The 23,874-nt window shown below is 65.4% G+C and carries 25 protein-coding genes; 12 read left to right on the top strand and 13 right to left on the bottom strand.

Annotated elements, in window-relative coordinates:
• Positions 1-56: 56 nt before the first annotated feature.
• The 3 genes from AC56LG_RS04115 (at position 57) to AC56LG_RS04105 (ending at position 3,229) form a co-directional block, all read left to right on the top strand.
• Positions 57-1,037, top strand: coding sequence for a tripartite tricarboxylate transporter substrate-binding protein (locus tag AC56LG_RS04115; protein ID WP_497164850.1), 981 nt, complete (start codon positions 57-59; stop codon positions 1,035-1,037).
• A gap of 174 nt (positions 1,038-1,211) precedes the next feature.
• A complete protein-coding gene (gene pepA / locus AC56LG_RS04110) occupies positions 1,212-2,111 on the top strand; it encodes a flocculation-associated PEP-CTERM protein PepA (RefSeq protein WP_497164849.1) in 900 nt (299 codons plus the stop codon).
• 143 nt (positions 2,112-2,254) lie between these two features.
• Entirely contained in the window at positions 2,255-3,229 is a 975-nt protein-coding gene (locus AC56LG_RS04105; RefSeq protein ID WP_497164848.1) for an IS1595 family transposase, read from the top strand.
• Between the two features lie 10 nt (positions 3,230-3,239).
• Here the strand turns inward: AC56LG_RS04105 and AC56LG_RS04100 are convergent, their stop codons facing one another.
• Both AC56LG_RS04100 and AC56LG_RS04095 read right to left on the bottom strand, forming a co-directional pair.
• Positions 3,240-4,286, bottom strand: a complete 1,047-nt coding sequence (locus tag AC56LG_RS04100; protein ID WP_497164847.1) for a rhomboid family intramembrane serine protease — start codon at positions 4,284-4,286, stop codon at positions 3,240-3,242.
• An 8-nt stretch (positions 4,287-4,294) separates the two neighbouring features.
• Positions 4,295-4,849: a cob(I)yrinic acid a,c-diamide adenosyltransferase gene (locus AC56LG_RS04095; RefSeq protein WP_497164846.1), complete on the bottom strand. Its 555-nt coding sequence runs from the start codon at positions 4,847-4,849 to the stop codon at positions 4,295-4,297.
• A 74-nt stretch (positions 4,850-4,923) separates the two neighbouring features.
• Between AC56LG_RS04095 and AC56LG_RS04090 the strand changes: the two genes are divergently transcribed.
• The 5 genes from AC56LG_RS04090 to AC56LG_RS04070 all read left to right on the top strand — a co-directional run bounded on the left by AC56LG_RS04090 (position 4,924) and on the right by AC56LG_RS04070 (position 9,906).
• Complete coding sequence (locus AC56LG_RS04090; protein WP_497164845.1) at positions 4,924-6,405, top strand: FAD-linked oxidase C-terminal domain-containing protein; 1,482 nt, start codon at positions 4,924-4,926, stop codon at positions 6,403-6,405.
• Positions 6,406-6,407: 2 nt separating this feature from the next.
• Positions 6,408-7,451 (top strand): glycolate oxidase subunit GlcE, encoded by a 1,044-nt coding sequence (glcE, locus tag AC56LG_RS04085; RefSeq protein WP_497164844.1) that lies wholly within the window; start codon positions 6,408-6,410, stop codon positions 7,449-7,451.
• Position 7,452: 1 nt separating this feature from the next.
• A complete protein-coding gene (gene glcF / locus AC56LG_RS04080) occupies positions 7,453-8,682 on the top strand; it encodes a glycolate oxidase subunit GlcF (RefSeq protein ID WP_497164843.1) in 1,230 nt (409 codons plus the stop codon).
• 223 nt (positions 8,683-8,905) lie between these two features.
• Entirely contained in the window at positions 8,906-9,220 is a 315-nt protein-coding gene (locus tag AC56LG_RS04075; RefSeq protein ID WP_497164842.1) for a hypothetical protein, read from the top strand.
• Positions 9,220-9,906 (top strand): pentapeptide repeat-containing protein, encoded by a 687-nt coding sequence (locus AC56LG_RS04070; RefSeq protein ID WP_497164841.1) that lies wholly within the window; start codon positions 9,220-9,222, stop codon positions 9,904-9,906. Before AC56LG_RS04075 ends, AC56LG_RS04070 begins: the two co-directional genes overlap by 1 nt.
• A gap of 25 nt (positions 9,907-9,931) precedes the next feature.
• Here the strand turns inward: AC56LG_RS04070 and AC56LG_RS04065 are convergent, their stop codons facing one another.
• From AC56LG_RS04065 to AC56LG_RS04045, 5 genes are all read right to left on the bottom strand, one after another.
• Entirely contained in the window at positions 9,932-10,915 is a 984-nt protein-coding gene (locus tag AC56LG_RS04065; protein WP_497164840.1) for a Bug family tripartite tricarboxylate transporter substrate binding protein, read from the bottom strand.
• A gap of 37 nt (positions 10,916-10,952) precedes the next feature.
• Positions 10,953-11,924, bottom strand: coding sequence for a hydroxymethylglutaryl-CoA lyase (locus AC56LG_RS04060; protein ID WP_497164839.1), 972 nt, complete (start codon positions 11,922-11,924; stop codon positions 10,953-10,955).
• Entirely contained in the window at positions 11,921-13,132 is a 1,212-nt protein-coding gene (locus AC56LG_RS04055; protein ID WP_497164838.1) for a CaiB/BaiF CoA transferase family protein, read from the bottom strand. Before AC56LG_RS04055 ends, AC56LG_RS04060 begins: the two co-directional genes overlap by 4 nt.
• A gap of 129 nt (positions 13,133-13,261) precedes the next feature.
• The gene (locus tag AC56LG_RS04050) at positions 13,262-14,170 is read right to left on the bottom strand and encodes a LysR substrate-binding domain-containing protein (protein ID WP_497164837.1); all 909 of its coding nucleotides are present in this window, start codon (positions 14,168-14,170) and stop codon (positions 13,262-13,264) included.
• On the bottom strand, positions 14,167-15,126 hold the full coding sequence (locus AC56LG_RS04045) for an alpha/beta fold hydrolase (RefSeq protein ID WP_497164836.1): 960 nt from the start codon (positions 15,124-15,126) through the stop codon (positions 14,167-14,169). The genes AC56LG_RS04050 and AC56LG_RS04045 overlap by 4 nt, the downstream gene beginning before the upstream one ends.
• A 223-nt stretch (positions 15,127-15,349) precedes the next feature.
• Here AC56LG_RS04045 and AC56LG_RS04040 point away from each other — a divergent pair, with 223 nt between their 5' ends.
• On the top strand, positions 15,350-15,712 hold the full coding sequence (locus AC56LG_RS04040) for a hypothetical protein (RefSeq protein WP_497164835.1): 363 nt from the start codon (positions 15,350-15,352) through the stop codon (positions 15,710-15,712).
• A 55-nt stretch (positions 15,713-15,767) separates the two neighbouring features.
• Here AC56LG_RS04040 and AC56LG_RS04035 read toward each other — a convergent pair whose 3' ends face one another.
• Positions 15,768-16,250, bottom strand: a complete 483-nt coding sequence (locus tag AC56LG_RS04035; RefSeq protein WP_497164834.1) for a glutathione peroxidase — start codon at positions 16,248-16,250, stop codon at positions 15,768-15,770.
• 160 nt (positions 16,251-16,410) lie between these two features.
• Between AC56LG_RS04035 and AC56LG_RS04030 the strand changes: the two genes are divergently transcribed.
• Positions 16,411-17,280 (top strand): alpha/beta hydrolase, encoded by an 870-nt coding sequence (locus AC56LG_RS04030; RefSeq protein WP_497164833.1) that lies wholly within the window; start codon positions 16,411-16,413, stop codon positions 17,278-17,280.
• Positions 17,281-17,564: 284 nt separating this feature from the next.
• On the opposite strand, the gene AC56LG_RS04025 is transcribed toward AC56LG_RS04030, so the two are convergent.
• Together AC56LG_RS04025 and AC56LG_RS04020 are read right to left on the bottom strand one after the other, a co-directional pair.
• Complete coding sequence (locus AC56LG_RS04025; RefSeq protein ID WP_497164832.1) at positions 17,565-18,701, bottom strand: PilT/PilU family type 4a pilus ATPase; 1,137 nt, start codon at positions 18,699-18,701, stop codon at positions 17,565-17,567.
• Between the two features lie 6 nt (positions 18,702-18,707).
• On the bottom strand, positions 18,708-19,751 hold the full coding sequence (locus AC56LG_RS04020; RefSeq protein WP_497164831.1) for a type IV pilus twitching motility protein PilT: 1,044 nt from the start codon (positions 19,749-19,751) through the stop codon (positions 18,708-18,710).
• 65 nt (positions 19,752-19,816) lie between these two features.
• On the opposite strand from AC56LG_RS04020, the gene AC56LG_RS04015 reads away from it, so the two are divergent.
• Both AC56LG_RS04015 and proC read left to right on the top strand, forming a co-directional pair.
• On the top strand, positions 19,817-20,518 hold the full coding sequence (locus tag AC56LG_RS04015) for a YggS family pyridoxal phosphate-dependent enzyme (RefSeq protein ID WP_497164830.1): 702 nt from the start codon (positions 19,817-19,819) through the stop codon (positions 20,516-20,518).
• A 9-nt stretch (positions 20,519-20,527) separates the two neighbouring features.
• Positions 20,528-21,340, top strand: a complete 813-nt coding sequence (gene proC, locus AC56LG_RS04010; protein ID WP_497165018.1) for a pyrroline-5-carboxylate reductase — start codon at positions 20,528-20,530, stop codon at positions 21,338-21,340.
• A 39-nt stretch (positions 21,341-21,379) separates the two neighbouring features.
• Here the strand turns inward: proC and AC56LG_RS04005 are convergent, their stop codons facing one another.
• From AC56LG_RS04005 to AC56LG_RS03995, 3 genes are all read right to left on the bottom strand, one after another.
• Positions 21,380-21,694, bottom strand: coding sequence for an ElaB/YgaM/YqjD family protein (locus AC56LG_RS04005; RefSeq protein ID WP_192049955.1), 315 nt, complete (start codon positions 21,692-21,694; stop codon positions 21,380-21,382).
• Between the two features lie 84 nt (positions 21,695-21,778).
• Entirely contained in the window at positions 21,779-22,633 is an 855-nt protein-coding gene (gene ubiA / locus AC56LG_RS04000) for a 4-hydroxybenzoate octaprenyltransferase (RefSeq protein WP_497164829.1), read from the bottom strand.
• Between the two features lie 292 nt (positions 22,634-22,925).
• Positions 22,926-23,867 (bottom strand): hydrogen peroxide-inducible genes activator, encoded by a 942-nt coding sequence (locus tag AC56LG_RS03995; protein ID WP_192049951.1) that lies wholly within the window; start codon positions 23,865-23,867, stop codon positions 22,926-22,928.
• Positions 23,868-23,874 lie beyond the last annotated feature (7 nt).

Raw genomic sequence — 23,874 nt, 5'->3', positions numbered from 1 at the left:
TGGCTTTATCATAAAAAATCCGGCCTGCTGCCAGGGCCTACTAATGGAGACACAGCATGAAGATCACATTCTCGGCATCGCTCGCTTCCCTGGCACTGGCGCTGGCAGCCAGCCCGCTTTCCTACGCAGCGGACTACCCGGACAAGACGATCACGATGATCGTGCCGTTTGCCGCCGGCGGACCCACCGACACCATCGCGCGCCTGCTGGCCCAGGCGATGGGCACCAACCTGAAGCAGCAGATCATCGTCGAAAACGTCGGCGGCGCCGGCGGCACGCTGGGCGCGGCGCGTGCGGCGCGGGCCACGCCGGACGGCTATACGATCTTCGTCCATCACGTTGGCCATGCCACGGCGCCGAGCCTGTATCCCAAACTCCCTTACAACAGCATCGACAGTTTCGAACCGATCGGCCTCGCGACCGACGCGGCATCGACCCTGGTCGCGCGCAAGGATTTTCCGGCGAAGGACGTGGGCGAGCTGCTCGCCTACCTGAAGGCGAACAAGGACAAGGTCACGCTGGCCAACGCCGGCGTCGGCGCGGCGTCGCACCTGTGCGGCATGCTCTTCATGAGCGCCGTCGGCGTCGAACTCACCACCGTGCCTTATAAAGGGACCGGTCCCGCGATGAACGACCTGCTGGGAGGCCAGGTCGACCTGATGTGCGACCAGGCGACCAACACGATGGGCCACATCACCAGCGGCAAGGTGAAAGCGTATGCGGTGACGTACAAGACGCCGGTCGCGAGTTTGCCCGGTTTGCCCGCGCTGGCAAGCAGCGGCCTGCCCGGATTCGAACTGTCGGTCTGGCATGGCGTATATGCGCCGAAGGGAACGCCGAAAGAGGTCATCAACAAGCTGAGCGGCGCACTGCAATACGCCGTCAGGGACCCGAACGTGAAGCAGCGCCTTGCCCAGCTGAGTACCGATCCCGTCGCTCCCAACCGCGCCACCCCGGAAGCATTGCGCGGGCACTTGAAGGCGGAAATCGACAAGTGGAGTCCGATCATCAAGAAATCGGGCAGTTATGCCGAATAAGGCCGGCGCCGCTGCACATTATGCACAATGCTTACGCAAAGGAAGTATGGATGAGTAACCAGTTGTCGATATTCTTTACATTTTTATAATTGCTGAGTGAGAGGAATGGGATAACTCGTTGATTTGCAAGGTCGTCAATACGCTGGTACGGCAGTTGCTTGAGGGTGAGTCGCTGTGCTCACCCTTGTCAACCCCGCGTTGAGGATAACGACCATGAACTTTCTGAAGAAAGCAGCTTGCGCTGCCGCTGTTGTAATGTCCCTAGCCGGCGGCGCCAACGCCGCCACCGTCATGAACAACTGGGTATTCAACCCGACCGGCGGCGGCTTCGCCACCGGACAACAAATCAACGAATACCTGGACGTGAACGGCAATGCCTTCATCGAGCTCACCAGCACCGGCGGTAACAGCTTCTCGTTCCGGGAACACGCCGTGTTCAACATTGGACAGGCAGACAGCAACGGGGACTTTTTCCCAATCAGCTATCCTGGCGGCAACATCTCGCTCATGTTCGAGGCGTTCGGAACCGGTACTTTGGGCGAATCCTTCTCGTTCAGCGGCGGTACCGTCCGCATGTTCCAGAACCCGACTGCAGGACAGTACGGCACCACGGCAGGCATCTATGGCGCCAACCTGGGCAACCTGATTGCCGAATTCGACGTCATGTCCGGCGGCGGCGGTACGGTCGATGCGAACGGTTCGCCAATCAGCAACGGGCGCGTGACCGTGCTCGCGCGGGCCGAGGCCGGGGATCTCGCCGAGGGCTACTTCTTCCGCGAAAACGGCCAGGACCTGGCGATGGAGGGGGTCATGGCCTTCGCCTTTACCAATGCGAACACGGTCGGCAATCCGACTCCCACGCTGGTCAGCGAACTGGCGTGCGAGTATGCAGGCTTTACCGGCGCGGGCTGCAATGGCACGACGTATGCCAACGCGCCCGGACAGTACATCCTCATCGGCAACAATGGTCAGATCAAGCTGGCCGAGGTGCCGGAACCGGGCACGCTGGCCTTGTTCGGCGTCGCCATGCTGGGGGCCGGTGTCGTCACGCGCAGGCGTGCAGCCAAGGTGTAAGGGCGTTCGGCGTCATGTAAAAGCGAAAAGAGCGGGCTGGCCCGCTCTTTTTTATTGGCGCTGTCACCGTTCGCTATGGATGAGGATTGAACTGCTGAGTTGTTTCACGGTCGAACCCGTATCGCCAACGATATGGATCTGCCATGAAAGCGCCAGGGTTCAAGAAGTGGTTCGCGGCATTGCCGACACTGAATCAGCCGCAGCGACTACGGGTGCTCGATGCCTTGCGGCCGGCGGCCGGATTGCAGCAACTGCTCGCACTGATCGAACAATTGCGCGGACCCGGGCGCCGTTGCCCGCATTGCCGCTGCCCCGGCTGGCACCGCCATGGCTGCGCGAACGGCCTGCAGCGCTATCGCTGCCGCGGGTGCCGGCGCACCTTCAACGACCTCACCCGCACGCCGCTGGCACGGCTGCGCCTGCGCGCCAAATGGCTCGATTACCTCGATGCGCTGCGCGCGTCGCGCCCGGTGCGCGCAGCGGCAGAGCAAGTGAAGGTGCACCGGAATACCGCATTCAGATGGCGCCACCGGTTTCTCGACCGGGTCAAGGACGACCGGCCGGTGTGCCTGAACGGCATCGTCGAGGCCGACGAAATGTTTCTACGCGAGTCGCAGAAAGGATCGCGCAAGCTCGACCGGGCGCCGCGCAAGCGCAGTGGCGCGGCGGCAAAGCGCGGCATCTCGCGCGAACTCGACTGCATCCTGGTGGCGCGCGACCGCAGCGGCCAGACCATCGACGCCGTGACCGGGCGCGGCGCCCTGAGCAAGGCGCAACTCGAGCGTCACTTGCTGCCCCACCTCGACCGGCAAGCGCTGCTGGTCACCGACGCGCATGCGGCCTACCGCGCGTTCGCGCGTGCGCACGGCATTGCGCACCAGGCCGTCAACCTGCGCGCCGGCGAACGCCTCCGCCGCGAGGCCGCGGGCGCCATCCATGTGCAGAACGTGAATGCCTGGCACCGCCGCTTTCGTGAGTGGCTGGCGCGGTTTCATGGGGTCGCGTCGCGTTATCTGCCGAATTACCTGGGCTGGCGCCGCGCGCTCGATGGTGGAAAGGTCACTTCTGCCGATCAATTGTTGCGTCTGACCGTCGGCCCCATCAACAGCGAACGGTGACAGCGCCTTTTTATTTCGCCTGCGCCTGTTCCGGCAAATGAATCGAGCGCGCCAGCAGGAGCCCCGCCAGCCAGCCGCCCACCAGGCCGCCGATGTGCGCCGCATTGTCCGTGTGCGGATACACGAAGCCCATCCACAGGCTGAACAGCAGGAACGGCACCAGCGAGGCACGCAGCTCGGTGACGACAGTCGGCGGCACCCCGGTATTCGCGCGGCTGAGAAAGGCGAGCAGGCCGCCGATGATGCCGAAGATCGCACCGGATGCGCCGACGCTGTTCACGTGCGGATTCCACAGTACGCTGGCGATGCTGCCCGAGACGCCGGCGATGAAATACAGGGCGAGAAAGCGCGTGCTGCCGAAGATGCGTTCGGTGAGCCGTCCGACTTGCCACAGCGCGATCATGTTGAACACCAGGTGCAGCAGGCTGCCGTGCAGGAACATCGAACTGACCAGGCGCCACCATTGTCCGCCGCGGGTCAGGCGGCCAACGTTCGAGCCCCATTCGACCAGCTGCTGCGCATGCAGCAGCGCCGCGGCATTCGGCTGGCGTTCGAACAGCTGGCGCAGCGGACCGATCAGCTCGGACTGGAAGTGTTTGATGGCGAGCCACATCAGCGCAAAGATGCCGATGTTCGCCGCCAGCAGGCCCCAGATCACGGGCGTCGACGGACTCCAGTAATCGATGCGGTCGTGGAAGACGGCGTTCTCCTCGTGTTCGCGCGTGAACGATTCGGTCTGGCGCGCCGGGAGGAGGGCGACGATGCTGGCCGCCGTCTCGCGGTCGGCGGCGCTGAAGCCGACGGTGATGGTCTCCTTCACGCCGATCACGTCGAACCAGACGTCCTGGCCGCTGGCATAGGCATTGACGATGTCGACGCGGCGCAGCCGGTGTTCCTCGTGCTTCGGCAGGCCGAAGGTGCGCTGGACGGTGCCGCGCACGAACACGAAATCGGTCTCGATCGCGAGCTGGCCCTGGCCGCGAAAGCGGAACGGATTGGTCGGCCACTTGACCCCGGCCGTGTAGAAACGGACGTCGAAGGGCGTACTGCCTGCCATACCGCTCCTCAGCCGCGCTGGCGTTCGTGGTTCCAGAGCACGTCGCTGCCGCCCGCGAAGCGGTTCAGCACGCGCGCCAGCACGAACATCAGGTCCGACAGGCGGTTCACGTACTGGCGCGGCTGCGGGTTGATGGTGTCCTGTTTCGACAGGGCGACGATGGCGCGCTCGGCGCGGCGGCAGACGGTGCGGCACACGTGCGCGGTGGAAGCCGCGCGCGAGCCGGCCGGCAGGATGAATTCCTTCAGGATCGGCAGGTCGGCGTTGTACTTCTCGAGCAGGCCATCCAGGCGCGCCACGTGTTCGTCCTTGATCATCTGGTAGCCGGGAATGCACAATTCGCCGCCGAGGTCGAACAGGTCGTGCTGGATCGAGACCAGTTCTTCGCGCAGGTCGCTCGGCATGTCCTCGCACAGCAGCAGGCCGACGAAGGAATTGAGTTCGTCGACTTCGCCCAGCGCGTGGATGCGCGCGCTGTCCTTGCCGGTACGGCTGCCGTCGCCGAGGCCCGTGCTGCCGTCGTCTCCGGTGCGTGTGGCGATTTTGGAAAGTCGATTACCCATGATTATGTCCAGACCCTAAAAAAGATAGCCCGAGGATACGACAAATCGATGTGATTGTGGCTACAATCGACGCCATGTCCGCCTCTCTCCACGTCTCCCCCGAGCGCCGCCAGCAAGTCGCGGCAGCCTTGCGTGCCCGGCTCCCGAATGGCGCCGTCCTGTCCGACCCGGAAGACACCCGCCCCTACGAATGCGACGGCCTGGCCGCCTACCGCCAGTTGCCGATGATCGTCACCTTGCCTGCCGACGAGGAGCAGGTGCTGGCGGTGCTGGCCGTGTGCCGCGAACTGCAGGTGCCGATCGTGCCGCGCGGCGCCGGTACCGGCCTGTCGGGCGGGGCATTGCCGATCCATGACGGCGTCGTACTCTCGACCGCGCGTTTGAACCGCATCGTGCGCGTCGACGACTACGCACGCACGGCCGTCGTGCAGCCGGGCGTGCGCAACCTCGCCATCTCGGAAGCGGCGGCGCAGTACGGCCTGTACTACGCGCCCGACCCGTCTTCGCAGATCGCCTGCACCATCGGCGGCAACGTGGCCGAGAACTCGGGCGGCGTGCACTGCCTGAAATACGGCCTCACCGTGCACAACGTGCTGCGCGTGCGCGTCGCCACCATCGACGGCGAGATCATCGAACTGGGCAGCGAAGCGCTGGACGCGCCGGGCCTGGATCTGCTGGCCGTGTTCATCGGCTCGGAAGGCATGCTCGGCATCGTGCTCGAGGTAACAGTAAAGCTGGTGCCGAAGCCGGCGGCGGCGCAGGTGATCATGGCCAGTTTCGATGACGTCGTCACCGGCGGTAACGCGGTGGCGAGCGTGATCGCGGCCGGCATCATTCCGGCCGGCCTGGAAATGATGGACCGCACTTCGGCGCGCATGGTCGAGCCTTTTGTCCACGCCGGCTACGACACCGACGCCGCCGCGATCCTGCTGTGCGAGGCGGACGGCACGCCGCTCGAAGTGGCGGAAGAGATCGAGCGCATGACGCAAGTGCTGCAAGGGGCCGGCGCCAGTGCGATCGCGGTGTCGCAGAACGAGGCGGAGCGGGCGAAATTCTGGTCCGGGCGCAAGAACGCCTTTCCGGCGGCGGGACGCATCTCGCCCGATTACTACTGCATGGACGGCACCATCCCGCGCAAGCAGCTGGCCCATGTACTGAGCAGCATCGAGGCGATGGAAGCCACCTACGGGCTGCGCTGCGCCAACGTGTTCCACGCGGGCGACGGCAACATGCATCCGCTGATCCTGTTCGATGCCAACCAGCCCGGCGAATTCGAACGCGCCGAAGCCTTTGGCGCCGCGATCCTGGCGCTGTGCGTGGAGGTGGGCGGCACCATCACCGGCGAGCATGGCGTGGGCATGGAGAAGATCAATTCGATGTGCGTGCAATTCGCGCGCGCCGAACTCGACGCCTTCTTCGCCGTGAAGCGCGCCTTCGACGTGCCGATGCTGCTCAATCCGGACAAGGCGATCCCGACCCCGCACCGCTGCGCCGAATTCGGCAAGCTGCACGTGCACGGCGGCGCCGTGCCGTTCCCCGAACTCCCGCGCTTTTAACGATGATCGAACAATTCAAAGAACAGATACGCGCGGCGGCAGCCCGGCAACGGCCGCTGCGCATTCGCGGCGGCGGCACCAAGGACTGGTATGGCGGGGCGCTCGTCGGCGAGATCCTCGATACGCGCGGCCATGCCGGCATCGTCGACTACGAGCCGACCGAACTGGTGATCACGGCGCGCTGCGGCACGCCGCTGGCAGAGATCGAGGCGACTCTCGCTGCGCAAAACCAGATGCTCGCCTTCGAGCCGCCGCATTTCGGCGATGGCGCGACCCTGGGCGGCGCGATTGCTGCGGGATTGTCGGGTCCGCGCCGCGCCAACAGCGGCGCCGTGCGCGATTTCGTGCTCGGCGCGAAGCTCATGGACGGCAAGGGCGAGGTACTGAATTTCGGCGGCCAGGTCATGAAGAACGTGGCCGGCTACGACGTCTCGCGCCTGCTGGCCGGCTCGCTGGGCACGCTCGGGCTGATGCTCGAGCTGTCCGTCAAAGTCCTGCCGCGCACGGTCGCCGAGACGACGCTGGTCTTCGAGACGGGTGAAATCGAGGCGATCCGCATGCTCAATACCTGGGGCGGCCAGCCCTTGCCCATCTCGGCCAGCTGCTGGCACGGCGGTGTGCTCGCCTTGCGCTTGTCCGGCGCGCGCGCCGCGGTGGATGCGGCAATGCGCTCGCTGGGCGGGCAAGTGATGCCGGATTGTGCGCCCTTCTGGGCCAGCCTGCGCGAACAGCGCCATGCGTACTTCGAGGGCGACCTGCCGCTGTGGCGGCTGTCGGTGCCGCCGACCACCGGCGCGATCGTCCTCGATGGCGAGCAGCTGGTGGAGTGGGGCGGCGCCCAGCGCTGGCTGCGCGCGCCCATCAGCGACGCCACCGTCATCCGCCGCAGCGCCGGCGCCATCGGTGGCCACGCGACCCTGTTCCGCGGCGGCGACAAGGCTGCCGGCGTGTTCCAGCCGCTGGCGCCAGCCGTGGCGCGCATCCACGAGCGCCTGAAAACCGCCTTCGATCCTGCCCACATTTTCAATCCCGGACGACTGTTCTAGCATGCAAACCAACCTGGCCGACTTCATCAAGGGTACCGCGGACGGCAACGAGGCCGAAGCGATCCTGCGCGCCTGCGTGCACTGCGGCTTCTGTACCGCCACCTGCCCGACCTATCAACTGCTGGGCGACGAACTCGATGGCCCGCGCGGGCGCATCTACCTGATCAAGCAGGTGCTGGAAGGGGCCGAACCGACGCGCAAGACGCAACTGCACCTGGACCGCTGCCTGACCTGCCGCAACTGCGAATCGACCTGCCCCTCGGGCGTGAAATACGGGCGCCTGGTCGACATCGGCCGCCGCGTGGTCGAGGAGCGCGTGCCGCGTCCGGCCGCCGACCGCGTCAAGCGCACCATGCTCAAGGAATTCCTGCCGAGGGCGAACCTGTTCAAGCCGGCATATGGCGTGGGCACCGCCTTGCGGCCGCTGCTGTCGAAAGAGATGCAGGACAAGGTGCAGCGTCCACGCGCCGCCGGCCACTGGCCGACGCGCACGCATGCGCGCAAGATGCTGGTGCTCGACGGCTGCGTGCAGCCGGCGATGGCGCCCAACATCAATGCCGCCACCGCGCGCGTGCTCGATGCGCTCGGCGTGCAACTGATCGTGGCGCCACGGGCCGGCTGCTGCGGCGCCGTGCGCTACCACCTGAACGACCAGGCGGCCGGGCTGGACGACATGCGCCGCAACGTCGACGCCTGGTGGCCGCTGGTCGAGCGCCAGGAAGTCGAGGCGATCGTGATGACGGCCTCGGGCTGCGGCGTCACGGTCAAGGAATACGGCCACCTGCTGGCGCACGATCCGGCTTATGCGGCCAAGGCGGGGCGCATCTCGATTCTGACGCGCGACCTGTCGGAGATCATGCCGCAATTCGAGGAACAGCTGGCGGCGCGCCTGCGCGGCAAGATCCAGGAACGCGTCGCTTTCCACCCGCCATGCACGCTGCAGCACGGCCAGCAAATCCGCGGCAAGGTCGAAGGGGTGTTGCGCGCGGCCGGCGTCGACGTCGTGCTGTGCGCCGACAGCCACCTGTGCTGCGGCTCGGCCGGCACCTATTCGGTGCTGCATCCGCAGATCGCCCACGAGCTGCGCGACCGCAAACTGGCCAGCCTGGCCGCGACCGGGGCGCAGGAAATCGTCTCGGCCAACATTGGCTGCATGACGCATTTGCAGTCGGCGACACAGACGCCGGTGACCCATTGGATCGAGCTGGTGGATCGGGCGTTGCAGGGGTGATGTAGCGGTCGGGTATTCACGAGCACGAAAAACGCGTGGGCTCGAAGAGCCCACCCTACGGTGCACCACCGCCGCGGACCGTCGTCACGGTCGCAGCGTAACGTAGGGTGGGCTCTCGAGCCCACGCGTTTTTCGTGTCCATGCCGACCCGACCGTCACCGCAGACCACGTGCTTCCGGCACCCGTGCTAGCATGCCGTCCCACCCACCCAAAAGAGCACCCAATGAGTTCCGTATTCCGCCTCGTGCGCGACGAAGGAGGTCGCGAACCCGTCGTCGTCTTCGAGGATTCCACCACGCCCGGCTTCGTCCCCTTGTGGGAAGAGGTCGGCGTCTACGACGCCCTGTACAACAGCGACGGCAAACTGGCGCGCGAAGTCTCGCGTGCGCTGGCCTATGGGCTGGACCGCATCGCCAGCGAACCGGGATTGAATCGCCTGGTCCCATCCTCGGCCTCGATCGGCGAAGCGTTGCGCTTCCTGGAAAACGTCAACCGCGGCTGCGTCATCCACGGTTCGGCGCAGGTCGAGACGCGCTGATGGCAAGGGACAGCGTCACCATCAGCGGCGAAACGCTCGACCGCCGCCGCGTCGAAGAACTGCTGGCGCAGGACGCGATGCTGGTCTTCGAAGACTGCGATTTTTCCGGCGCCGACCTCGCGCGCCTGAACCTGCAGGACACCGGCTTTCGCAATTGCGTGCTGCTCGAAACCTCGTTCTACGCCGCCAACCTGTCGCGCACGCGCTGGCAGCGCTGCCGCGCCGGCCACGCCGATTTCGAGTCGGCCGACCTGGTCGACGCCGGCTTCGCATCCTCCGACCTGAACAACACCGGCTGGCGCCGCGCCAAGCTGGCCTCCGCCGCTTTCCGCAGCTGCAAGCTCACCGGCGCCGCGTTCGAGGAAGTGAGCTACCTCGGCCTGTCGTTCGAGGATTCGCTGCTGATCGGCGCCGACCTGCGCCGCATGTCGTTTCGCAAGCTGACCCTGGTTGGCATCGATTTCGCCGACGCCGACTTGTCCGGCTGCGATTTCCGCGACGCCGTCTTCGCCGGCGGCAGTTTGCGCGACGCCCACATCAAGGACACCCGTTTCGACGGCGCCGACCTGCGCGAGGCCGACCTCGGCGGCGTCAAGCTGGTCAACGCCAAACTGTTCGCGGGTGCGACCATCTCGCCGCGCCAGGCGGCCGAGATCGTGCGGGCGATGGGGTTGAACGTCGGGTAGACAAATGCGGCGGCAGGCCGGCGCGTCACTCGGCCGTGATCTTCGCATCCTTGACGAACTTGCCCCAGTACTGCAGTTGCTTGTTCGTATGCTCCGCCAGCTGCTGCGGATTCATGTACACCGCATACGCACCCTGCGCTTCGGCCTTGCTCTTGAACTCGGCCGTTTGCATGATCTTCCTGATCTCGTTGGTCAGCCGGTCGACGATCGGCTTGGGCGTGCCGGCGGGCGCATACACGGCGAACCACGAGCTGACGTCGAGCTTGTCGAAACCCTTGATGGTCGCGGTGGTCGGCACGTTCGGCAGGCTCGGCAAGGCGACGTCGCCGGTGACGGCCAGCGGGCGCAGCTTGCCGGTCTTGATGTGGCCGAGCAGCGGCGGCGCCGTGGTAAAGGTGAGGTCAACCGTGCCGGCCAGCATATCGGTCACGGCCGGACCGGTTCCCTTGTAGGGCACGTGGGTGAGCTTGATGCCGGCGATCCCGTTGAGCATCTCGCCCGTCACGTGCTGCAGCGAGCCGTTGCCCGACGATGCGTAGCTGAGTTTCCCCGGCTGCGCCTTGGCGTAGGCGACCAGTTCGGGCAAGGTCTTGATCGGCAGGCCGGGACGCACGACCATCACCTGGGGTGCGACGATAAGATTCGCGACCGGCGCGAAGTCCTTGACCGGGTCGAACGGCGCCTTCATGACGTGCGGGGTGATCACGTGGAAGCCGGAGTACTGCACGAGCAGGGTATGACCATCCGGCTTTGCCCGCTTGACCGCCGCCGCCGCGATCACGCCGGCGCCGCCGGGCCGGTTGTCGACCACGACCGCCTTGCCCAGCGCCTTCGACAGTGGATCGGAAATCATGCGCGCGGCCAGGTCGGTGGTGCCGCCGGGCGCCGCCGATACCAGCAGCGTCACCGTTTGCGTCGGGTAGTCCTGCGCCTGCGCGCCGCTGGCCGCGAAGGCCGTGGCGAGGGCCAGCGCGCAGGTATGCAATGTCAGAAATTGAATCGACTTCATGGTGTCTCCTTGTGCATCGCGAACGATGGTTGTTGTTTTATCTTGCATGGGCGCGCTCCCGGATCGCCTCGAAATCCCTGGGTGGCCGGTGCAGGTCGAGGCGGCGCCCGGCCTTGACGATCTGGCTCGGCGTCTCGTGGCCGATCAACTCCGGCAACCGCTTCGAGGCAGCCAGCAGCCGCTCCAGGTCGACGCCGGTGTCGTACCCCATCAGCCCGAGCGCATGCACGACTTCCTCGGTACAGACATTGCCCGACGCGCCCGGCGCATAAGGGCAGCCGCCGATGCCGCCGAGCGAGGCGTCGAAACGGTCGGCGCCGGCGTCGATCCCGGCCAGCACGTTCGCCAAGCCCATGCCGCGGGTATTGTGGAAGTGCAGGCTTAACTCTATGTCCGGCCAGGCGTCACGAAAACGCCGCGTCAGCGCCGCCACCTGGGTCGGATACGCCATGCCGGTGGTGTCGCACAGGGTGATCCCGCCGGCGCCGGTTTCATCGACGAAGCGCGCGCACCAGGCCAGCACCGTCTCTTGTGCCACGTCGCCTTCCATCGGGCAGCCGAAGGAGCAGGACAGCGAGATGTTCACAGAGCGCACCGCCTGCCGGGCCAGTGCCGCCACCTCGCACAGGGCGACGAACGACTGCTCGCGCGTCATGCGCAGGTTCGACAGGTTGTGGCTCTCGCTGGCCGACATCACCAGGTTGAGTTCATCGACCCCGCTCTCGATGGCGCGCTCGGCGCCGCGCACGTTCGGCACCAGGGCGCTGTAGACCACCCCGGGAACGCGTTCGATCCCGCGCATGACGTCCTGCGCATCGGCCAGGGCCGGAATCGCTTTCGGCGAGACGAATGCCGTCACCTCGATCCTGGCCATGCCGGCGCGCGACAGGCTGTCGACCAGGGCGATTTTGTCGCTGGTCGGGACGAACGCGGATTCGGCCTGCAAGCCGTCGCGCGTGCCCACTTCCTGCATGTAGATGCGGCGGCCGCCGCCTTCCCAGGCGTTCATGCCACCACTCCCTTGCTGCGCAGGGCAGCGACGTCGTCGTCGCTCAAGCCGAGTTCGCGCAGGACGCCGTCGGTGTCGTCGCCCAGTCCCGGCGCCGACGAGCGCACGCTGCCCGGCGTGCCCATCAGCTTGGGCACCACGCCCGGCACTTCGATGTCATAGCCGTCGCGCGTGGCCTGCGACAGGATCATGTCGCGCGCGCGGTAGTGCGGGTCTTCGGCGATGTCCTTCGCGGTATAGACCTTGCCGGCCGGGACCCGTGCCGCGCCCAGGATCTCGAGCACCTCGGCGGACGCCCGGGTAGCGGTCCAGACGCCGATGGCGGCGTCGAGTTCGGCGGCGCGCGCGGCGCGGCCGGCGTTGTTGGCCAGGGCTGGATCGGACGCCAGGTCGTCGCGCCCGATCACGGCCATCAGGCGCTTGAAAATGCTGTCGCCATTGCCGGCGATGAGCACGTAACCGTCATTGCAGCGGTAAGCGTTCGAGGGCGCGATCCCCGGCAAGGCGCTGCCGGCGGCTTCGCGCACGGCGCCAAAGGCGCTGTATTCGGGGATCAGGCTTTCCATGACGTTGAAGACGGCTTCGTGCAGTGCGACGTCGATGACTTGTCCCTTGCCGCCGTTGACCTTGCGGTGGTACAGCGCAGTGAGGATGCCGATGGTGCCGTGCAGGGCGGCCAGGGTGTCGCCGATCGAGACGCCGCAGCGCACCGGCACCCGGTCCGGCTCGCCCGTCAGGTGGCGCAGGCCGCCCATCGCTTCGCCGATGGCGCCGAAGCCGGGCAGGTCGCGGTAAGGACCGGTCTGGCCATAGCCCGAGATGCGCAGCATGACCAGGCCGGGATTGATGGCGGAGAGCGCTTCATATCCCATGCCCCAGGCTTCCAGGGTGCCGGGGCGGAAATTCTCGATCAGCACATCGGCTTCGGCGATCAGCTTGCGCGCGATGTCCTGGCCCTCGGGACTGCGCAGGTCGAGCGCGATCGAACGCTTGTTGCGCGACTGGACCTGCCACCAGACCGAGGTGCCTTCCTTGATCATGCGCCAGTTGCGCAACGGGTCGCCGCTGCCGGGCGCCTCGATCTTGATGACGTCGGCGCCGAATTCGCCGAGCGTCTTGCCGGCAAACGGCCCGGCGATGAGTTGCCCCATTTCGATGACGCGCACGCCGCGCAGCGCGCCTTCGGGGATATGTTGACCTGTATTCACGATGGACCTCGAGTCGATTGGTTACTTCGTCGAGGTATTGTGATCCGCCGCCGTGGATGATAGAAGCGACAAGGGGAGAAGCCAGCTTTCGCAAAACGCGAAAGCTGGCGTACGGTGGGCATGCCCACCCTACAACTGCCCGGCCGGCGGACGCTCCAGGTGTTCCAGCAGGGAGCGCACATGGCGCGACACGGCCCGGGCGTCGCGCAAGCCGATCAGCAGGCTGCGCTCGGCCCAGGCATCGTTGAGGGCGATCTGGCGCAGGCCGAGGGAGCGCACCAGTTCCTGCACCGCGCCGGACGGCAGCACGGCGATGCCCATGCCGGCTGCCACCATCTTGCACATGGCGTCGAAGCTGCGCACGCGGATGCGCAGTTTGAGGTTGCGTCCCAGCGCCTCGGTCTCGGCCTGCAGCCGCTGCGCCAGCGAGGTGCCGGCGGCGAGGCTCACAAAATCGTAGTCGAGCACCTCCTTGAAGGAGAGGCTGCGCTTGCTCGACAAGGCGTGCGCGCGCGGCACGACCAGGCTCAGGCGGTCATCGCGGTAATGCACCAGGTCGAGGCCGTGCGCCGGCGTGCGGTCGGCAAAGATGCCCAGGTCGGCGCGGCCGTCGAGGACCGCCACCACGATTTCGCGGCTGTCGCCTTCTTCGAGCTCGATGCGGATGCCGGGGTTGGCGGCGCTGAAGGCGGCCAGGTCGTGCGGCAGGAACTGGGTGACGGCCGAGGTATTCGCCCACAGGCGCACCACGCCGACCAGGCCGGAGGCGTAATCCGACAGGTCGGCCGCGAGCAGGTCGACGTCGCTCAATATCCGCTGCGCGTGGCGATGCAGCGCCTCGCCGGCCACGGTCAGGCTGACCCCGCGCGAATGGCGCGCTAGCAGCACCGTGCCGGTCATGGTTTCCAGGTCCGAGATGCGCCGGCTGGCGGCGCCGACCGCGAGATTGGCCAATGCCGCCCCTTTGCTGATGCTGCCGGTGCGCACCACCAGGGCGAACAGCGAGAGCGAGACCAGGTCGAGGCGGTGCAGGTTCATGGCTGGCGCGGCGCCAGGCCGGCAAAGGCATCCGGCTCGCCCTTGAACCAGCGGACCAGGCGCGCAATAAAGGGTTTCAGAGACGGTTTATCCGGGGCCGCCAGGCCGTGGTTCGCGCCGGGGAATTCGAAAAACCGGAAGTCGGCCCGCGGACGCGCCGCAAAATACGCCTGCAGGCGGCGCCCCGATTCGATCGGCACGCTCTCGTCCTGCTCTCCCATCGCCGCCACGATCGGGATCTCCAGCTGGGCGTAGGTGGCGAGCGGGTCCTGGAACAGATGCGAACTCCAGTAGGCATACGGGTGCCCGAAGAAGTGTTTGTCGAGCGCCGCCGGATGCGCCCCGATGTCGGCAAAGGCGGCAGCCAGCGCCTGGTTCGCCGCCAGCTGCGCATACGGCTGCACGCCGCGCGCGGCGAACAGCAGGAACTCCTCGCTCTGCCGCATGCCGCCGGCGCCGATCACGGCCAGCCGTCCAATCTTGCGGGATTGCGCTGCCACTTGCGGGGCCACCGCGCCGCCCTCGGAAAAGCCGAGCAAGCCAAGCGAGCGCGCGCCGGCAGCTTTCAGCCGCGGTTCCCGGTCGATGAACTGGACGATGTCGGCCACGCGCCGTTCGCGGCGGTCGGCGCGCTCGAATGCGGCCGAGCAGTGCTGCGGCTGGGCGCCCGCATCGGGCGCAACGTGCGGCTTTTCGAGGAAGTACACGTGCAGGCTGCCGGCATACCCGTCGAAGAAGCCGGGCAGGCGTGGGCCGAACTTGCCGCAGCCCGAGCCGTCGATGAGGACGATCACCGGGCTGTCCGCCGTGGCGGCTTCATCGTGCAAATGGTAGTAGCGGCGGCGCTCGCCATCGATGTCGATGCTGCCCTCGTCGAGTACGCGCGCGGCAAAGGCGCCCTGGGACAAGGCGGCAAACAACAGGAAGAGGGCGGAGGCAAGCGATGAGCGCGACATGGTCATGGATCGAACGGTAGGATTGCCAGAATATCACTTCCGTGCGCGTTGCCTGAAACAGGCATTGCCGCACTTGTAAGCAAATGCCACGAATGTAAGGGAGTGTTAATCCTGTCAACAGCGCTTTACCGGCTCGCGTTGATAGACCAGTGACATGCAGGACGTGCACTGACAGACAAAGAGCAACCGAACATTTTCCAGACCTAACCCAAGGAGCTGCACCATGAAAAAAATCACCGCCACCCTGATCGCCGGCCTGTTCGCTACCGCTGCCTTCGCACAAACCCCAGCTACCCCGGCCGCCTCGACCACGCAAGCGACCGACGCGAAGACCGGCGTCCTGGTGGAGAACAAGGACCTGAAGGCCGGCGCGAAAACCGACGGCAAGGTCGTGCGCGAAGCGACCAAGGCCGACACCAAGGCTGCCAAAGCCGCCGCCAAGGACACCAAGGCCAAAACCAAGACCGATGCCAAGGACGGCAAGAGCGCAGTGAAAGCCGACGTCAAGGCGCCCGTTGAAGTGCAGGCCGGTGAACACGCCGGGACGCATAACGCGCACGGCTCGACCACCGCCCAGACCAAGTAATTCTCGCAACACCCCGCAACAGCCCGCGTCCGCGCGGGCTTTTTTCATGGACGCCTCAGCGCGGCAGCAACCCTTCGATATCGGCGATGATCGCTTCCGGCTCCGTGCGCGGCGCGTAGCGTTTCACCACGCGGCCATCGCGCCCGACCAGGAATTTGGTGAAGTTCCACTTGATGGCGCGCGTGCCGAGCAGGCCCGGCGCTTCGCTTTTGAGGTGGCGGTACAAAGGATGCGCGCCGGCGCCGTTGACCTCGATCTTCGCGAACATTGGAAAAGTGACGCCGAAGTTCTTTTCGCAAAAGGCGCCGATCTCGGCTTCGGTCCCGGGCTCCTGGCCGCGGAACTGGTTGCAGGGAAAACCAAGCACCTCGACGCCGCGGTCGCGGAACCGGCGGTACAGCGCTTCCAACCCCGCGTACTGGGGCGTGAAGCCGCAGCCGCTGGCGGTGTTGACGATCAGGAGCACCTTGCCGCGGTAGCGCGCCAGGTCGATGGAGGCGCCGTCGAGGGCGGTGGCATGGAAGTCGAAAACGTTCATGCCGGAATGATACCAAAACCGCAAGTATCGATTCGATGAAGTCTCTTTGTTTTACATCAAACGATATTCCCGGCATCGGCGAGGCGGGTCAAAAACAGCCTAAGCTCGAACGGTGCCGGTCGTCGCTCCCGATGGCTGCGCCTTACCAGTGGGGGTCATCATGGACATGCTTCCGAACGAGGAAACCGTCATCGGCAAGGACGGCAACGAGATATTCATCCGCAGCTGGCATCCAATCGAGCGGCCGCGCGCGCTGGTCGTCATCTGCCACGGCGTCAATTCGCACAGCGGCCAGTATGGCTGGACCGCCGGGCAACTGACCGCCAACGGCTTTTCGGTGTATGCGCTGGATCTGCGCGGACGCGGCAAATCCAGCGGTGAGCGCTTCTACGTCGACCATATCGAAGACTACGTCAGCGACCTGCACACCCTGGTCACCCTGGCCAAATCGCGCGAGCCGGACTTGCCGGTATTCCTGCTCGGGCATAGCGCCGGCGGCGTCGTCTCCTGTGTCTACACGCTGGAGCACCAGGCGGACATCGATGGCCTCATCTGCGAGAGCTTCGCCTTCAAGGTGCCGGCGCCGGACATCGCCCTGGCGCTCATCAAGGGACTGAGCCACGTCGCGCCGCACCTGCGGGTATTAAAACTCAGGAACGAGGATTTTTCGCGCGACCCGGAAGCGGTCGACAGCCTGAACAGCGACCCGCTGATCGCCAGCGAAGTGCAGCCGGCGAAAACCGTCGCCGCCCTGGTGCGCGCCGACGAGCGCCTGGAAAAGGAATTCCCGCTGATTACGCTGCCGGTGTTCATCATGCACGGCACGGTCGACAAGGCGACGGTGCCGGCGGGGAGCCAGTTCTTCTACGACACCGTCGGCTCGCAGGACAAGACGCTCAAGCTCTACGAGGGGCATTACCACGACCTGCTCAACGACTACGGCAAGGACGAGGTGATGGCCGATACGACGGCGTGGATCAACCGGCATTTGCCGCAGGGTGCGCCGCAGACGGCGCCGCGCATGGCTTGATTCACCCCTTTAGCAGCGGCGTACCGTAGGGTGGGCACTCGTGCCCACGCGTCATTACAAGCCGATCAGCGGCGATGTCGACCCCGGTCTGCTACCTCAGCCATGCAAATGAAAGTGCAGTGCGTATCGACACGTAACGCGTGGACTCGAGAGTCCACCCTACGAGGTTGTGAAAAAATCGCCATGGCAGCGTTGCGCCGCCTTGCCCTGACGATTTTTTCACAACCTCTACGGTGCGCGGCGGTCTGTAGCTGGAGTAGCCATGTCCGACCACGTGCCGGGACTTACACCAGCCCCAGATGCTCGGTCCCGCTCGAAAAATCGCGCTCCTTGGCATTCTTGCTGTTCAACTTGATATTCAGGCGCAGGTCGTTGACCGAATCCGCATTGCGCAGCGCATCTTCATACGAAATCGCATCGCGCTCGTACAAATCGAACAGCGCCTGGTCGAAGGTCTGCATGCCCAGCTCGCGCGACTTCTTCATGATCTCCTTGATCTCGTGGACTTCGCCCTTGAAGATGAGGTCGGAGATGAGCGGCGAGTTGAGCATGATTTCCATCGCCACCACGCGGCCCTTGTCTTCCTTTTTCGGCACCAGGCGCTGCGAGACCAGGCCGCGCAGGTTCAGCGACAGGTCCATCAGCAATTGCTGGCGGCGCTCTTCAGGGAAGAAGTTGATGATGCGATCGAGCGCCTGGTTGGCGCTGTTGGCGTGCAGCGTGGCCAGGCACAGGTGCCCGGTTTCGGCAAAGGCGATCGCGTGTTCCATCGTCTCGCGGTCGCGGATTTCTCCGATCTGGATCACGTCGGGCGCCTGGCGCAGCGAATTCTTCAGGGCCGCTTCGAAGCTGTCGGTATCGACGCCCACTTCGCGCTGGGTGATCACGCAATTGCGGTGCGGGTGGACGAATTCGACCGGGTCCTCGATCGTGATGATGTGGCCGTAACTATGTTCGTTGCGGTAGCCGACCATCGCCGCCAGCGTCGTCGATTTACCGGAGCCGGTGGCGCCGACCATGATCACCAGGCCACGCTTGGACATGATCACGTCCTTGAGCACGTTGGGCAAACCGAGGTCTTCGAACTTCGGGATCTGCGTCGTGATGGTCCGCAGCACCATGCCGACGCTGCTCATCTGGACAAAGGCCGAGACGCGGAAGCGCCCCAGGTCGCCGGGGCTGATCGCGAAGTTCGCTTCGCGCGTGGTCTCGAAGCCGGCGGTCTGCTTGTCGTTCATGATCGAGCGCGCCAGGTCCGCCGTGTGGGCGGCGGTGAGCGGCTGGCTCGAGACCGGCGTCATGCGGCCGTCGATCTTGATCGCGGGCGGGAAGCCGGCGGTGATGAAGAGATCGGAGCCGCCCTTGCTGACCATCAGGCGCAGCAGGTCGAACATGAATTTTGAGGCCTGGTCGCGTTCCATAGTCGCTTAACCCGGGAAGTTTTCGGGGATCTTGGCCGCGGAACGGGCGGCGGCGCTCGAGATCACGTTGCGGCGCACCAGCTCCGTCAGGTTCTGGTCGAGCGTCTGCATGCCGACATTGCTGCCGGTCTGGATCGACGAATACATCTGCGCGATCTTCGCTTCGCGGATCAGGTTGCGGATCGCCGGGGTGCCGAGCATGATCTCGTGCGCGGCCACGCGGCCGGAACCGTCCTTGGTTTTCAGCAGGGTCTGCGAAATCACGGCCTGCAGCGATTCCGACAGCATCGCGCGCACCATCTCTTTTTCTTCCGCCGGGAACACGTCGACGATACGGTCGATGGTCTTCGCCGCCGACGAGGTATGCAGGGTGCCGAACACCAGGTGGCCGGTTTCGGCCGCCGACAAGGCGAGACGGATGGTCTCGAGGTCGCGCAGCTCGCCGACCAGGATCGCGTCCGGGTCTTCGCGCAGCGCCGAGCGCAGCGAGTTACTGAAGGAGAGCGTGTGCGGGCCGACTTCGCGCTGGTTGATCAGGCATTTTTTCGAATCGTGCACGAACTCGATCGGGTCTTCGATCGTCAGGATATGGCCGTACTCGGTTTCGTTCAGGTGGTTGATCATCGCCGCCAGCGTGGTCGACTTGCCGGAGCCGGTCGGACCGGTCACCAGCACCAGGCCGCGCGGTTTCAATGCCAGTTCGGCGAAGATCTTCGGTGCGTTGAGTTCTTCCAGCGACAGGATCTTCGAGGGAATCGTACGCAGCACGGCGGCGGCGCCGCGCTCCTGGTTGAATGCGTTGACGCGGAAGCGCGCCAGGCCGGGAATCGCAAACGAGAAGTCGCATTCGAGCATCTCTTCGTACTGCTTGCGCTGGCCGTCGTTCATGATGTCATAGATCATGGCGTGCACGTCCTTGTGCTCGAGCGGCGGCAGGTTGATGCGGCGTACGTCGCCATGCACGCGGATCATCGGCGGCAGGCCGGCCGAGAGGTGCAGGTCGGACGCTTTGTTCTTTACCGAGAAGGCGAGTAGTTCTGAAATGTCCATTTATAATCCCTGTGCCGTGGAGAGCAGCTCCGGCAAGCCCCGAAAATTGCCCATAGAAAACAATTATGTCCACAATCGCCGCCAACTTGCAAGCTGTCGAAGCGACAATCAGTGCCGCCGCGCAGGCCGCCAACCGGCCCTCCTCAAGCGTCCAGCTGCTTGCCGTATCGAAGACGTTCCCGATGGAAGCCGTACTCGAAGCCATCGCCGCCGGCCAGCGCGCCTTTGGTGAAAACTACCTGCAGGAAGGCGTCGAAAAGATTGCCGCCGTGGCGCGCGCGCAACCCGATGCGCACATCGAGTGGCATTTCATCGGCCCGATCCAGAGCAACAAGACGCGCCCGATCGCCACCAGCTTCGCCTGGGTGCACACGGTCGAGCGCGTGAAGATCGCCCAGCGCCTGTCCGAGCAGCGCCCGCCCGAGATGGGTCCCCTGAACATCTGCCTGCAGGTGAACATCAGCGGCGAGGCCACCAAGAGCGGCGCCACGCCGGCCGAACTGCCGACGCTGGCGCGTCAGGTCGCCAGCCTGCCGAACCTGCGCCTGCGCGGGCTGATGGCGATCCCCGAAGCCCAGAGCGACCCGGCGCTGCAGCGCGCGGCGTTCGCCAAACTACGCGCGCTGGCCGACAGCCTGCGCGCCGACGGGCTGGACATCGACACGCTGTCGATGGGCATGTCGGGCGACATGGAAGCGGCGATTCTCGAAGGCGCGACCATCGTGCGCGTCGGCAGCGCGATTTTCGGTCTGCGCAATTACGATTAAAGGATGAATATGAAGATCGCGTTTATCGGCGGCGGCAACATGGCGACCGCGCTCATCGCCGGGATGGGCAAAGAGGGCGGGGACACGCAGGTACACGTGGTCGATCCGAATCCGGAGGCGCTCGCACGGCTGGCTGCGCAATATGGCGCGTCGACGTCCGGCAGCATCGACGCCGCGGTAGCGGATGCCGATGCGATCGTGCTGGCGGTGAAGCCGCAGCAGATGCGCGACGTGGCGGGCGCACTGGCGCCGCACCTGGGCAGCGGACCGCTGGTGCTGTCGATCGCGGCCGGCATCCGCGGCGCGGATTTGTCGCGCTGGCTGGGCGGCTACGGCGCCATCGTGCGCGCGATGCCGAACACGCCGGCGCTGATCGGCATGGGCGTGACCGGACTGGTGGCGCTGGCCGGCGTCAGCGACGCGCAGCGCACGCTGGCCGACAGCGTGCTGCGCGCGGTCGGGCAGACCGTGTGGCTGGACGACGAAGCGTTGATCGATCCGGTGACGGCGGTGTCGGGCAGCGGGCCGGCCTACGTGTTTTATTTTCTCGAAGCGATGGAGGCGGCGGCGGTCGAGATGGGTCTCAGCGCGGAACAGGGCAAGCAGCTGGCGCTGGCCACCTTTGCCGGCGCGACGCAACTGGCGGCGCAGTCGGATGAATCGCTCGAAGTCCTACGCCAGCGCGTGACTTCGAAGGGCGGAACGACGCATGCGGCGATTACCAGCATGGAGTCAGCGGGCGTCAAGGCGGCGATTGGCAACGCGATGAAGGCGGCGGCCGCGCGTGGGCGCGAGTTGGGGGATGAATTTGGGAAAAATTAGACCGTAGGTGGACGAATCCACCTACGAACGTTGGCGCAATCAACGACGATTGATCAGCATCCCCAGCAGCACACCCGCCACGGCGCCGATACCGACCGCCTTCCATGGATTGTCCTTGACGTAGGTATCCGTGGCCTTGGCGGCGGCTTTCGACTTTTCGACGACTTCCAGGTTGGCCAGGCCCTCTTTGGCGCCGGCGATGGCGCCTTCGAACTTGGCCTTCGCGTTCTTCAGCTCGTCGCCGGTCAGCGTGCTGCCGTGGCGCAGCCAGGCTTCGGCATCCTGGATGACGGTCTTCAGGTCGGCCAGCAGCTGGTCACGGGCGCCGGTCTGGGTCGGGATTTTTTCCATCATGGGGTGGTCCTCTTCATGTGAATGTGGGATGCGGCGTCTACACCGCAATAGAGCAGTAATTCAGGTCGTGCAATTCGGACAATATTATCCGAATGCATAGTCTAACGCGACACCGGCAAATAGTGCCGCACCCAACCAATTGTTGTGCCGGAATGCCGCAAAGCAGCGCATCCGGTCGCGGTCGCGGATCAGGGTGTAGTGATACAGCGCGATGCCGGCCGCCACCACCACGCCGCCCACGAACCACCAGCGCAGGCCCAGCAGCCAGCCGCAGACCAGGTCGATCGCCAGCGCCACGCCGTAGCACAGCATGACGGCGGCGACGTCGTAGCGGCCGAAAGTGATGGCCGAGGTGCGCATGCCGATCTTCAGGTCGTCGTCGCGGTCGACCATTGCGTATTCGGTGTCGTAGGCCACCGCCCAGAACACGTTCGCCGCCAGCAGCCACCAGGCCACGGCCGGCACCCGGTCCTGCACCGCGGCGAACGCCATCGGGATGCCGAAGCCGAAGGCGATGCCGAGATAGGCCTGGGGAATCGCAAAGAAGCGCTTGAAATACGGATAGGTGCCGGCCACGATCACGGCCAGCACGGACAACTGCTTGGTCAGCGTGTTCAGCGGCAGGATCAGCAGGAAGGAGACGATCGCCAGCACCGCGGCCACCATGACCGCTTCCCAGCTCTTGATGCGCCCGGACGTGAGCGGGCGGTCGACGGTGCGCTTGACGTGCTTGTCGAAATCGCGGTCGGCGTAATCGTTGATCGCGCAGCCGGCCGAGCGCATCAGCGCGGTGCCGAGCACGAAGATGACGACGATCGTCGGATCGGGACGGCCGCTTGATGCCATCCACAGCGCCCACAGGGTGGGCCAGAGCAGGAGGAGGATGCCGATCGGCTTGTCAGCGCGGACCAGCCGGAAGTAGAGCGCCAGCTTGTTCATGAGTCGCTTCTTGTCGCGCAAGAATTATTGTGTACAAGACAGCGATTTTACCGGATCACGCGCGTGCGGTAGAGGTTGTGAAAAAATCGTCAGGGCAAGGCGCGCCACCGAAGACAGTACGTGGGTACGGCAAGGCGGCGCAACGCCGCCATGGCGATTTTTTTACAACCTCGTAGGGTGGGCGCCCCATGCCCACGCATAAACGTCGCACGGTGTTGGCTTCGTTTTAGGAAAGACCAAGCCAACATGATGCAGGCTTCACGCGTGGGTACGGGGGCGCCCACCCTACAAATCACGCGGCTTTGTCGAGCGCCAGCATATCCACGCCCGGCAAATCGCACTGCGCCACCGCATTGCACACCGCCTCGATCGCCGCCCGCCGCGTAAAACTCTTGCGCCAGACGATCACCACGCGCCGCGACGGCGCCGGCGCCGCGAACGGCACGAAGGAGAGCAGCCCGTGCGGATCGTCCATGTCGCGCACCGAGGCGCGCGGCAAGACCGTCAGGCCGATGCCGCTGGCCACCATGTGGCGGATCGTCTCCAGCGACGAGCCCTCGAAGGTGCGCTGCATGCCGTTGCCCGGCGACGAGAAGCGCGCCATTTCCGGGCACACTTCCAGCACCTGGTCGCGGAAGCAGTGGCCGCTGCCCAGCAGCAGCATGGTTTCCGCTTTGAGATCGTCGGCCGGGATTTCGCGGCGGCGCGACCACGGGTGGGTGCGTGGGGTGGCGACGACGAAGGGTTCGTCGTAGAGGGTTTGCATCATCATGCCGTGGTCGGGCAGGGGCAGGGCCATGATGGCGGCGTCGAGTTCGCCCTGGCGCAGCAGTTCCAGCAGCTTGACCGTAAAATTTTCCTGCAACACGAGCGGCATCTGCGGCACGTTGTCGATCAGGTTTTTCACCAGCGGCGGCAGCAGATACGGCCCGATCGTGTAGATCACGCCCAGGCGCAGCGGACCGGCCAGCGGGTCCTTGTTCTGTTTCGCCAGTTCCTTGATGGCGGCGGTCTGCTCGAGCACGCGCTCGGCCTGCGCCACGATCTGGGCGCCGACCGGCGTGACCGATACTTCGGAGCCGCCGCGTTCGAACAGGGTCACGCCGAGCTCGTCTTCGAGCTTCTTGATGGCGACCGAGAGGGTGGGTTGGGCTACGAAACAGGATTCGGCGGCATGCCCGAAATGTTTGGCGCGCGCGACGGCGACGATGTATTTCAGCTCGGTGAGTGTCATAGGAAAA

It is taken from the genome of Telluria sp. ZB2R32 (assembly GCF_059685715.1).
This window is presented reverse-complemented; position numbering and strand designations above follow the sequence as displayed.

Coding starts and splice junctions, on each gene's coding strand:
- AC56LG_RS04060 (WP_497164839.1), bottom strand. CDS start 11,924: ATGAACGCCTGGGAAGGCGGCGGCCGCCGCATCTACATGCAGGAAGTG.
- AC56LG_RS04020 (WP_497164831.1), bottom strand. CDS start 19,751: ATGGACATTTCAGAACTACTCGCCTTCTCGGTAAAGAACAAAGCGTCC.
- AC56LG_RS04090 (WP_497164845.1), top strand. CDS start 4,924: ATGTCCGCCTCTCTCCACGTCTCCCCCGAGCGCCGCCAGCAAGTCGCG.
- AC56LG_RS04045 (WP_497164836.1), bottom strand. CDS start 15,126: ATGTCGCGCTCATCGCTTGCCTCCGCCCTCTTCCTGTTGTTTGCCGCC.
- ubiA (WP_497164829.1), bottom strand. CDS start 22,633: ATGAACAAGCTGGCGCTCTACTTCCGGCTGGTCCGCGCTGACAAGCCG.
- AC56LG_RS04075 (WP_497164842.1), top strand. CDS start 8,906: ATGAGTTCCGTATTCCGCCTCGTGCGCGACGAAGGAGGTCGCGAACCC.
- AC56LG_RS04100 (WP_497164847.1), bottom strand. CDS start 4,286: ATGGCAGGCAGTACGCCCTTCGACGTCCGTTTCTACACGGCCGGGGTC.
- AC56LG_RS04035 (WP_497164834.1), bottom strand. CDS start 16,250: ATGAACGTTTTCGACTTCCATGCCACCGCCCTCGACGGCGCCTCCATC.
- AC56LG_RS04115 (WP_497164850.1), top strand. CDS start 57: ATGAAGATCACATTCTCGGCATCGCTCGCTTCCCTGGCACTGGCGCTG.
- AC56LG_RS04050 (WP_497164837.1), bottom strand. CDS start 14,170: ATGAACCTGCACCGCCTCGACCTGGTCTCGCTCTCGCTGTTCGCCCTG.
- AC56LG_RS04105 (WP_497164848.1), top strand. CDS start 2,255: ATGAAAGCGCCAGGGTTCAAGAAGTGGTTCGCGGCATTGCCGACACTG.
- AC56LG_RS04095 (WP_497164846.1), bottom strand. CDS start 4,849: ATGGGTAATCGACTTTCCAAAATCGCCACACGCACCGGAGACGACGGC.
- AC56LG_RS04015 (WP_497164830.1), top strand. CDS start 19,817: ATGTCCACAATCGCCGCCAACTTGCAAGCTGTCGAAGCGACAATCAGT.
- AC56LG_RS04030 (WP_497164833.1), top strand. CDS start 16,411: ATGGACATGCTTCCGAACGAGGAAACCGTCATCGGCAAGGACGGCAAC.
- AC56LG_RS04040 (WP_497164835.1), top strand. CDS start 15,350: ATGAAAAAAATCACCGCCACCCTGATCGCCGGCCTGTTCGCTACCGCT.
- glcE (WP_497164844.1), top strand. CDS start 6,408: ATGATCGAACAATTCAAAGAACAGATACGCGCGGCGGCAGCCCGGCAA.
- AC56LG_RS03995 (WP_192049951.1), bottom strand. CDS start 23,867: ATGACACTCACCGAGCTGAAATACATCGTCGCCGTCGCGCGCGCCAAA.
- AC56LG_RS04070 (WP_497164841.1), top strand. CDS start 9,220: ATGGCAAGGGACAGCGTCACCATCAGCGGCGAAACGCTCGACCGCCGC.
- AC56LG_RS04025 (WP_497164832.1), bottom strand. CDS start 18,701: ATGGAACGCGACCAGGCCTCAAAATTCATGTTCGACCTGCTGCGCCTG.
- glcF (WP_497164843.1), top strand. CDS start 7,453: ATGCAAACCAACCTGGCCGACTTCATCAAGGGTACCGCGGACGGCAAC.
- proC (WP_497165018.1), top strand. CDS start 20,528: ATGAAGATCGCGTTTATCGGCGGCGGCAACATGGCGACCGCGCTCATC.
- AC56LG_RS04065 (WP_497164840.1), bottom strand. CDS start 10,915: ATGAAGTCGATTCAATTTCTGACATTGCATACCTGCGCGCTGGCCCTC.
- AC56LG_RS04005 (WP_192049955.1), bottom strand. CDS start 21,694: ATGATGGAAAAAATCCCGACCCAGACCGGCGCCCGTGACCAGCTGCTG.